The sequence below is a fragment of the Pedobacter sp. 01T416_2 genome (assembly GCF_056398925.1).
Window position 1 is genome coordinate 1 of the sequence record NZ_JBFTQI010000152.1, and the last position, 9,332, is coordinate 9,332.

General features: G+C 40.2%; 10 protein-coding genes. 1 reads left to right on the forward strand and 9 read right to left on the reverse strand.

Features of this window, described 5'->3' with window-relative positions:
• The 3 genes from AC1DPQ_RS08760 to AC1DPQ_RS08770 all read right to left on the reverse strand — a co-directional run.
• Positions 1 to 340: hypothetical protein (locus AC1DPQ_RS08760; protein WP_477608861.1), on the reverse strand; the 340-nt coding region annotated here is incomplete at its 3' end.
• A gap of 161 nt (positions 341 to 501) precedes the next feature.
• Complete coding sequence (locus tag AC1DPQ_RS08765) at positions 502 to 2,016, reverse strand: RagB/SusD family nutrient uptake outer membrane protein (protein ID WP_477584056.1); 1,515 nt, start codon at positions 2,014 to 2,016, stop codon at positions 502 to 504.
• Positions 2,017 to 2,041: 25 nt separating this feature from the next.
• Positions 2,042 to 5,122, reverse strand: coding sequence for a SusC/RagA family TonB-linked outer membrane protein (locus AC1DPQ_RS08770; RefSeq protein ID WP_477608863.1), 3,081 nt, complete (start codon positions 5,120 to 5,122; stop codon positions 2,042 to 2,044).
• A gap of 388 nt (positions 5,123 to 5,510) precedes the next feature.
• Between AC1DPQ_RS08770 and AC1DPQ_RS08775 the strand changes: the two genes are divergently transcribed.
• A complete protein-coding gene (locus tag AC1DPQ_RS08775; protein WP_477580998.1) occupies positions 5,511 to 6,239 on the forward strand; it encodes a GntR family transcriptional regulator in 729 nt (242 codons plus the stop codon).
• Positions 6,240 to 6,562: 323 nt separating this feature from the next.
• Here the strand turns inward: AC1DPQ_RS08775 and AC1DPQ_RS08780 are convergent, their stop codons facing one another.
• From AC1DPQ_RS08780 to AC1DPQ_RS08805, 6 genes are all read right to left on the reverse strand, one after another.
• Positions 6,563 to 6,811: a hypothetical protein gene (locus AC1DPQ_RS08780; protein WP_477580996.1), complete on the reverse strand. Its 249-nt coding sequence runs from the start codon at positions 6,809 to 6,811 to the stop codon at positions 6,563 to 6,565.
• 25 nt (positions 6,812 to 6,836) lie between these two features.
• Complete coding sequence (locus AC1DPQ_RS08785; protein WP_477580995.1) at positions 6,837 to 7,148, reverse strand: hypothetical protein; 312 nt, start codon at positions 7,146 to 7,148, stop codon at positions 6,837 to 6,839.
• A 71-nt stretch (positions 7,149 to 7,219) separates the two neighbouring features.
• A complete protein-coding gene (locus AC1DPQ_RS08790; protein WP_477580994.1) occupies positions 7,220 to 7,615 on the reverse strand; it encodes an SET domain-containing protein-lysine N-methyltransferase in 396 nt (131 codons plus the stop codon).
• Positions 7,615 to 8,025 (reverse strand): SET domain-containing protein-lysine N-methyltransferase, encoded by a 411-nt coding sequence (locus AC1DPQ_RS08795; RefSeq protein ID WP_477580992.1) that lies wholly within the window; start codon positions 8,023 to 8,025, stop codon positions 7,615 to 7,617. Before AC1DPQ_RS08795 ends, AC1DPQ_RS08790 begins: the two co-directional genes overlap by 1 nt.
• On the reverse strand, positions 8,025 to 8,318 hold the full coding sequence (locus AC1DPQ_RS08800; protein ID WP_477580990.1) for a hypothetical protein: 294 nt from the start codon (positions 8,316 to 8,318) through the stop codon (positions 8,025 to 8,027). Before AC1DPQ_RS08800 ends, AC1DPQ_RS08795 begins: the two co-directional genes overlap by 1 nt.
• Positions 8,319 to 8,329: 11 nt before the next feature.
• On the reverse strand, positions 8,330 to 9,332 hold a 1,003-nt coding region (locus AC1DPQ_RS08805; protein ID WP_477608865.1), incomplete at its 5' end, for a hypothetical protein.

Genomic DNA, 9,332 nt, shown 5'->3' on the forward strand with positions numbered 1-9,332 from the left:
CTTCACGGTATTTTTTAAATACGGCACTTGCAGGCATGGTATAACCCAGATCGCAATGTGTTTTAAACACTACCCAGATATCGGTTACTACAGGTGCTTTTTTTCCGGGAAGCAAATTTGATACCGGTGGTGGAAGTGCTATAGGTGAGACGGTTTTGTTATAGTTTTGAGAAAATGCGGGTAAAGCCGCTGTTAAGAGTAAAGCAGCAACAGCGCATTTAATAACCAGCTTAGCCATGGCATTCTCATGCCCCAACTCCGCAGATTGCATATAATTACGAAAATGCGCCGCCTGTTTTTCTATATAGGCAGTTGCAGCAGTCATCTTTTTTGTAGTCATAAATTTTCTTTAACGAATGTTTTATAGTAATGGGTTTATTTCAATTTTAAACTGACCTTTCAATTCTTTGATTTCGGTTATTTATTAGCGGGAGACAGGAAAATAATATCCTATCTCCCGTTATTCGATATCAATTATTTAGACAGTTTAATTTTCATATGCTAGTATCCGGCATTTTGTGTAAGCTTAGGGTTTGCCTGTATTTCCGATTGAGGCAATGGGAACAATAAATTTTTAGTCGCAAAAGTGATATTCGATCCGTACGGAAAGGTATAGCCCACCAGGGCAACAAATTTATCGTTCTTGGTATCATATGCCATCCGGGTCCGGACCATATCAAACCATGTTATATTTTCATAACAAAGTTCATGGTTCCGTTCACGCCATACCGCTTCACGAAACTGCGTCTGGGTAAGTCCGGCTAAGGGAAGTAATCCGGCTCTTGTCCTGATTTGATTCAAATATGTATATGAATTAGCATCAGGAGTTCCATCCGCTTCGTTTTGTGCTTCCGCATATAAAAGCATAATATCTGTTAAACGAATTAACGAATAGCATTTCCCTGACGGTGCATTAGCGGTATAGCTAACATTATTAAAGTATTTAAAAATGTGCTGTCCGGTTGAAAACTGAATATCAGCACCCGTTGCCTGACTTGCGTAATGAGAATAAAAATATTGGTTTTCCTTCCCTCTTTTGTCACTGGGAGTGAATGATTTGTAAAACGTTAAATCCGGTGTTAGCGCACCTGTACCCCCATTGGCACCGCTTACCCCCGCAAACAAAGGAAGTGTATAGTTAAACATTGGATTAGCCAGCGTTGTGCTTGCATATTGGGCCATAAAAATATTCTCCATCTTATTGTCATTCACGGGGTCACGGAACTGATCGTAATTGCTGTAAAATGTGAATTGATTTGATGAGATAACTTCCAGTGCTTTTTGCTTGGCTAAAGCGTATTTATCGGCCTGCTGCAGCGGATAACCAGCCATCGTTTCATATACTTTGGCCAGTAAGCCCTTTATTGCGCCCAACGATACTCTTCCGGTGTTATCTGTAATCGGTAAACCGCTTTGCTCTGCCGATAACAGATCAGGCACAATTAATTTCTCATATACATCTTTAACAGGGTTTCTTGGAACCTGTGCGCTTTCTACACTGGATGTTGGAGCAGTTAATAAGGGTACATCTCCATAAATCCTCACCAAGTTAAAATAAAACCATGCTCTTAAAAACTGTGCCTGCCCGATTAACTGACTCTTTTGAGTCGCAGTCAGCGCTGTAGCCGACATAGCTGAAATATTGGCAATGGCCAGATTTGCTGCGTTAATTCCCTGATAACAGGTCCTCCACCATTGACGTACGTACAGATTCGCAGAGCTTGTGCTCAGGCGTAGCAACTCCTGATTGTTGGTCGACTGGCTAATATCGGTATTGGCCTGACCGGTTGGCATTTCGAGCAACAATAAACTTAAATCATCAAAATTGCCCCCCTGACTGTATATCGTACCGACCGAGGCGTAAATCCCGTTAACGGCATTTTGCGCCTGGGCAAGAGTTTTGTAGTAATTATCCGGCGTATAGGCACTTGGCGGATTCTCATCGAGGAATTTTTTGCAGGATGACATTGCAAGCAGGGCGAATGCAACGACTGATAGTTTTATAAATTTTTTCATGACTAGCAAATTTTACAGGTTGATATTATTTAATGCTCATGCTTAATCCAAGATTAAATATTCTTGGTCTGGGTTCGCCATACAAATCGATTCCGTAGGAAAAAGCCAGAGACGGTGCCCAGGATGATGATTCCGGATCGTAACCGGTTTTATACTTGGTAATCATAAAGAAGTTCTGCAAACCGGCAAAAACCCTCAATGAGCTCATACTGATCTTACCAGCAACAGACTCTGGAAAAGTATAGCCCAATGTCAGGTTTCTACCCCTGATAAAAGATCCGTCACTGATGTACCTCGATGTTTGGAGCAAGGTAGATCCATGGGCATCGTTGTTCAGACGTACATAACCTACCTCCGTTTTTTGATTTGTCGGTGTCCATGCGTTAAGAACAGTTGTAAAGGCATTGGCATAAGTTTGCCTCTGCTCCTGAATAAGCGTTCCAATATTAAAGACGCTGTTTCCCTGGCTAAAGCCGATATCCAGAGAGAAATCAAAATTCTTGTACTTCAATCTGTTAATCAATTCCCCTGTATAGTTTGGATAAGAGTGCGCAAGTATGGTTTGATCTTTTGAATTAATCAGCCCATCATTGTTTAGATCAACGACCTTAAGATCGCCGGGRAGTTTCCCGTACTTGGCCGCCTGTGTTACCTCATCTGAACCCCAGGTGCCATCTTGCTGGTAGCCCCATAAAGATCCTACCGGTTCTCCTACTCTTAAAATACCTATCTGATCGAGCACTGACGGCCCCGGAAATATATCTTCATTGTTGGTGCCCAATGCCAGTACCTTATTTTTGTTAAAGGCAATGTTGAATGTGGTGCTCCAGGTTAAATCTCCGGTCAGGTTATTTGAAGTAATTCCCAGCTCAAGCCCMCTATTACGGACCGAACCAATGTTTTTTAATACGTTATCATAACCGGTTGATAGCGGAACCGGCGCATTAAGCAACAAATTATCGGTCACTTTATTATAAATATCGGCAACGATATTTATACGCCCTGCAAATAAATCCAGGTCCATTCCCAAATCAAGCTGATTGGTCTGCTCCCATTTTAAATCCGGATTGGCAATAACACCCTGCACAACCCCCGCGGTCCTCACACCTCCCAGAACTGTGAAATTTGTAGCCAGTGTACTCAGCGACCGGTAAGGATCAATGGAAGAATTTCCGGTACTTCCGTAACTTAGTCTAAGCTTTAAATTGCTGATTACCTTGCTGTCCTTTAAAAAATCTTCCTGTGAAACACGCCAGGCGATTGCCGCTGAAGGGAAAAATGCAAATTTATGGTTCTCACCAAACACTGACGCTCCATCGTAGCGGCCTGTGGCAGTAAACAAATATTTATCCGCCAAAGAGTATACGATTCTACCAAAATACGAATTGGTCTGCTTAAGATATGCTGAAGAACTTGGTGGATTGGCAATATTGGCTGCGCCTAAATTATTAAACAGATAATAACTGCCATCAAAACCCGAAACCCCGTCCGCAAAGGTTTCATTGGAAGTTTGTGACCACTCCGCCCCCAGGGTTGCGTTAATTTTGTGAATTTCGCTGAATGTTTTATTGTAGGTAAAATAACTTGAGCTTTGCCAGTACAGATTTTGAACGGTACTTATCGAGGCGCTGATACCGGTATTTTGACCTCTGTCCAGGAAATCACCACTATAGGCAAAATTATTTTTACTTGAATTCACCTGACCTGAAAGACTCGTTTTGAAACTTAGGCTTGGAGAAAGAACAGTCTCCAGATATGTATTGGCGAAAACAAGGGTTCGGTGGGTTAGGTTAACATCATTGGTCGCCTCTGCAACAGGGTTGACCGGAGTTTCACCTAATTTATGCATGTAATCAGCGCCCCATTTTCCGTTAGGCAGTTTTACGGGAATAAAAGGAAAAGATTCCAGGGCCATCCTCGCCACACCATAGCCAAACCCGTCATTAGTTTTTGTTATATTGTAAATTCCTGATACGTTTAACCCCGCATTAAGCCATTTGTTTATTTTTGAGTCGACATTTATCCTGGCGGAATATTTCTTATTATAGGTAAACAATGACAATGGTTTATCATTCTGATAGCCGGCGGCCAGGTTAAATCTGGAGGAACCCGAGCCCCCGCTTACCGACAGGTTATGATTCTGTGAAAATGTTGGTTTATACACCTCTCTCTGCCAATTGGTATCGTATTTTGGCGTATTGTCCGGATTAAACAAGTCCGGTTCCAGTTGCCCAAAGTTTGGATAAGGAACCCCTGAATTTGCATAGGCCTGTTTCTCCATTGCCTGGTACTGGGCTGAGTTCAAAACTGGGATTTCCCTTTGCAAGCTATTGAAACCGCCTACACCATTGTAGCTCAAAATGGTGGGCATATTATAATTACCCTGTTTTGTGGTAATGATAATTACACCACCTGAACCACGTGCGCCATAAATTGCAGATGCCGACGCATCTTTAAGTACATCAATCTTATCTATATCATTTGGATTTATCGCACTGTAATCAGCCCCGATAACCCCGTCAATAACAAACAGGGGATTATTGGATGCATTAATGGAATTGAAGCCCCTGATATTGATCCTGTAATCACCGACTTTGCCGGAATTCTGGGTAATGTTTAAGCCGGGTACCTGCCCCTGCAATGCACCAAGCGCATCGGGTGAGGATCTTTCCGTGATTGTTTTACCACTGATTGAACCAATGGAGCCTGTAACATCCACTTTACGCTGTGTTCCGTAACCCACAACCAGAACGTCTTTCAAAGACGAAGACTCCTTTAACACTATGGCCGGGGAGAAATCCTTGGAAGCGGTATTTACCTCCGTTGACTCATAGCCAACATAACTAATGGTTAAAACAGTTTTTCCGGCCGGAAGTTTAATTGCAAAGGCACCGTCTTTATCGGTTAAGGTACCAATGCTCGTCCCCTTTACTTTTACCGATGCGGATACCATGGGCGTTCCCTGTGAATCCTTTACAGATCCTGAAATGGCTTGCTGGGCAAGAGCCTGCTGAATGCCTCCTAAAAGACAAAGCAATACAACAACAAGGCCCCTAAGGGTCCCCAGTCTTTTTTGTGTATTGTATTTTAGCGAAAATAGTCTCATAAAATTGGTGAAATTGGTTTATAATTGGTTAAGTTATAATGTCAGTTTTCTCTATCAGGAGTCAGGGTGGATGCCTTAGACAAATTCCCGGCCCGGGAAATCCAATGGACTGATAGATGTTAATGATATTACCAGACATGACATACTCAGGAAGGTAACAATTAACTTGGTTGGTAAGGTTATTTGAATTCATCTGATGATTAGTAGTAATGTATGTACATATTAAACAAAAAAACAAAACAGGCCACCAAATTCTATTCCCCGCGATAGAAAACTAATATTAAATCAGTAATATAAATGCTGGTAAAATTTTATGTCCTATAACAAGGTAGGTATAATATGAATTATGTACAAACATATATGATTTTATTTTTATACATTTATCTGAATGAAGTACTCACTTGACCATAAAAGCCTTATTCCATTGCATGCTCAAGCAGAGATGCTTTTGAGAAAATTAATCCAGGCCCAAGAATATCAAAATGGGAAGACTCTTCCCAGTGAGGTTGAATTAGCAAAACGATTAGCTATATCGCGTACCACATTGAGGCTGGCGATTAACAAATTAGTTTTCGAAGGACTTTTAGTCCGTAAAAAAAGATTTGGAACTAAAGTTGCAAGCCAACCAGTTAGTTCCCGATCCAATAACTGGTTAAGTTTTTCACAGGAAATGAAATTGAGGGGGCTTCCCATAAATAGTTTCGAACTTCATGTTACCTGGGTGTACCCGGATGAAACCCTTGCAAATTTTTTTGAGATAAAAACTGACCGCAAAATATTGAAATTGGAAAGGGTTAGAGGAAAACTGCATGAGCCCTTTGTTTATTTTGTTTCTTATTTTCATCCGCGTGTGGGATTAACAGGCGAAGAGGATTTTAAACGTCCCCTGTACGAAATATTAGAAGATGACTACTCTGTAGTTGCTACCCTATCTAAAGAAGAAATAACCGCTATAGCTGCCGATGAATTTATTGCCGATAAACTTAAAATGAAAATTGGCAGTCCGGTACTGTCCAGAAAACGAACCGTGTTTGATCAGGCGGAGAGACAAATTGAATATAACCTTGGGTTTTACAAAGGGGACAGTTTTGTCTATACCAACGAAAGTTCAAGATAAATACACACCACGACAACTATAATGGGACTTTTGCTTCATTCTTTTTCACCTGAAGTGATGAAGAACCGCTTCTACTGAAATACACAAACTAAGGAAAGGAATATCTTATTAGTTCTTAATTTTGAAGTTTGTTGCTTACGAAAAATTATTTAAAAAAGTACGATATCCCTAACGGGATACCGTACGATTGGGGTCAGTGGCGGTGCGTAATTCGAACCATTTTGTGGACGAATTGATTGAAATTAGCGGTTTTTCTAAAATTTTAGAAGAATAATTAATCCCAGAGTTTGCCAATATTATCTTGCCTTGAAATTAGCCGCATACTAATTTACAGGAGTAATCTTGGCGGCTTTTGTTGCTACTGGAGCAACTTTCGAGGTTGGGGCATATTTGATGGCAGGGGCAATTTTTGTATCCTTTTTATCTACTGCTTTATTGATCTGTTTATCAGTACTGCTTTTACCAACTGTATCTGCCTTTGGCTTTATGGTTTCTTTCTGCACAGTTGCTTTTTGTGCTTTAAGGCCAGTTACAATGAACAAGGCACTTAAGAGGGGCATGATCTTTTTCATAATCTCCTGTTTTTATCAGGTAAACTTATTTGTTCTGGTTCTTAGGCTTGATTACGGCTTTATTTGAATCGGGAACTGTCGCGGGGATAGTATCTGGGCGTTTTTTATTTTTCTTTTTAAATAAGTTATTCAGTTTTTCACTGACTTTGTTTATTGCTTTGTCGGTAACATTGTCCGCCGTTTTATTTACAGCCTGATCTACAACTTTATCGGTTGATCGGTCAACGGAGTTTGTCGCCGCGACTTTTGCTTTTTCTTTGAGTTTACTCAATACCTGTGCTTGTGCTATCCCTCCTATACCAAGGGTAAGGAAAAAGATAAAAATTACTTTCTTCATGGTTTTACTTTTTTAGTAAAAGTAGCTTGAGTATAGATGCAGGTCAATCATTAAAAAAGATGATTTTTTGATCAAACGGGATCGATACCCCTATCTGTGAACCACTTACAATAATCTATACCATACTCGCCACCATAATTAATACATATTTCAGTACGTGCTTTGATGTTTTCGTGAGCAGTAAATACCATTTGTCTTTCTTCCTTATTGAGCATATATACAGCATTGGGAAACTGCTTGTGGTTATACATGGATCCAAACCCCATGGTTAACGACAATGTTTTTTCTTCTTTATTGAAATAAAAGCTATAATCTATAAGGGACGTAGCACATAAGGCAGAAAATTCTTTGGCAGGGATAATAATAACAGGACAAATTTCTATAATTTCTCCTTCTAAAATGTTTGCATTGCAAAAAACACCTCTGCCCTTTCCCTTTATCGTTTTTAAATACAACTGTTTCTTCATTATTCATCCGAATTGGGAAAATATACCTCGCTTCTATCATTCGGCTTACCGTTATAGTTAATAGTTACCTCATCTCCTGCTTCAATGGTTTGACAGGCATAAAGGTTAATCGTATTTCTCTTTCTCGAAAAGGTGTAAAAGGCATTTGCTTTGGCTGAATGATTGTAGAACGAAGCATGACCAAAACTAAATGCCACCTGCTTTTCGGGCTCGCTCAACAAAAAGTAATAATGAAAAAGTTTGGTAAACCGTAAGATTTCCTTTTCATCGTTCGATAAAAAAACAACAGGAGCCCGCTCTATAAGGCTCCCTTTCGTTATTCTATTTTTAGCAAATACGCCACGCCCATGAAGCGGACTTTCTTTTACTTCGATGTGCGGGGGCTGATAATTATTTTTATTGAACAGCATTATTTTCCCTTGTGCAATATCTTTGCATCTTTGATTGCTCTTTCCGCAGCTGCTTTAGGCATAACTTCCTTTTTAGGGTCAATTTGAGGAGCAATTTTTGCATCTTTAATTGCTCTTTCCTTCGCTTCCAATTTGGGGTCGGTTCGTAAGGACTTATGATCCTTTGATGAGACAGAGGTAGCGGTGGTTTGACTACAACCCGGATTTACCGTTTCTTTTTTAATCACGGTGGTTTGAGCTTTAACTGCTGTTATAAACAGCAATGAGCCTAAGATGGACATAATTCTTTTCATATTTTATATATTTATGGTGTTTCGCAAATTTGCCATTTCTTACTTTGCACGCTTGATTCTCCTCCAGCAAAAGCAATTCCACTTGCACCAGTATTTATCCCAGATCCAAGTCCGAAACTCACCACATTCCCAGTGCTTTTAGGCCCTTGGCTAACAAATTGTTTATCTACCTTTTTATTGGAGAACAGCATAAAAGTGGCAGGCGCACAAATACAAATTTCAGTTTGCCAGTCTTTGAGTGCCGAAGCAAAAAAAGGCGTTTCATAATAATAAGCCATCGAACATCCCAATACCGAAATGGTATATGCCGAACCTTTCCAGTGATAATCTTTCGATACTTTAAGTCCTCTCGAATCAAACGGAAACGTACCGGGGATACTAAACCTATCAATTGTTATAGCTGCATCTGAGTAGCCGCCCCATGGTCCTTGAGCATCGGCTACGGTTTTAATTGTATTGGTATATGCGCCATTATTCGATCCATAAAAATAATGGTTACATGACCCAATTCCGCTTTTTAGTGGATCAAAAAGTGGAGTAGCCGTGGCATTCTCATCCACACAAATAGTTGGATTAGGATCAACCGGCTTGCTTATTATAGGTGGGTTTGTTGGGTTTGAAGTAGATCCTCCAGGAGTATATGGCGCTACAGGTTTAGCTTTTTCATATTGAAACGTAAGGAACTCCCCAAATTGGATTTTCTTCCTTACATCATCTGGAAACACATCCCTAATCTTCTGCTGGTACAACGGTTCGTCTATTTTCGCCTCCGTCCAGATCTTTTTAACAAAGGAATAATGGGTTTTAGCAATCTGAGCTACTTTAGCCTGCTTTTCATCCATTGTTTTCAGGCTGCTTACACTTTTAATATCTTCCTGATAAGCTTTATACATTTCTGGATTGGCTTCCATGCGTTCCTTTAGCTTATCAATAACAGGTTGCATTACTGAGGTAAGTTGTTTTAAAACTTCATCATGTTTGCTTGTTGAGGCTACATTTAGCTCCTTTATGGGT